Here is a 639-nt window from a genome sequence, read left to right as displayed (position 1 = left end):
TCTATTTGTTTCATTAGCAACATCTTTTCCATATATATTTTCGATAGTACCTTTATTTCCAATAGAAAATAATTTCAAATTTAGGCTTACACCAATGAGTTACTTTTTCAGAATCCTTTGATTTATGCGAATATCTATCAAAATTCGCATAAGAAAAGACGTCAAATTTAGGCTTACACCAATGAGTTACTTTTTCAGAATCCTTTGATTTATGCGAATATCTATCAAAATTCGCATAAGAAAAGACGTCTGATGTTTGAATTCCAAGGTTTCTTTCTTTAACATAAAAATCATCATACTCTTCTTTCAATTTTTTTATATTAACAATAGGAATTCCTACGTTCTGAGCAGTTCCCAATGGAAAATGTTGTAACTTATATGTACAACCTAAGAAGTCCTCATTGGAGGACGTAGCAAATGGCATTACAGTACCTTTTGTTTTATTACGCAAAGGAAATTCTAAAGGGAATTTAGGATCTCTTTCTTTCAAAACTACTTCTTCATAAGTAGTAACACTTTCTGATTTAAGAGAATAACCTTTATCTATCCCATCCTCTATTGTACAAGAAAAAGCTAAAGCCCCTAAAATGGAAAAAATAATTGTTCTTTTCATAACTATATCAATTTAATTAGATTCAA

At 29.4% G+C, this 639-nt stretch carries 1 protein-coding gene; it reads right to left on the bottom strand.

Annotation, left to right across the window (positions count from 1 at the left end; genetic code table 11):
- Positions 1 to 52: 52 nt before the first annotated feature.
- Positions 53 to 613 carry a hypothetical protein gene (locus DXA15_RS25160; RefSeq protein ID WP_128135858.1) on the bottom strand — a complete coding sequence of 187 codons (561 nt, stop codon included), beginning with the start codon at positions 611 to 613 and terminating at the stop codon, positions 53 to 55.
- Between the last annotated feature and the right edge of the window lie 26 nt (positions 614 to 639).

It is taken from the genome of Parabacteroides sp. AM58-2XD, assembly GCF_003463685.1.
GTDB classification, from domain to species: domain Bacteria; phylum Bacteroidota; class Bacteroidia; order Bacteroidales; family Tannerellaceae; genus Parabacteroides; species Parabacteroides segnis.
This window is presented reverse-complemented; position numbering and strand designations above follow the sequence as displayed.

Bases quoted from the DNA above. Each gene is read 5' to 3' on its own strand.
- DXA15_RS25160 (WP_128135858.1), bottom strand. From the start codon at position 613: ATGAAAAGAACAATTATTTTTTCCATTTTAGGGGCTTTAGCTTTTTCT.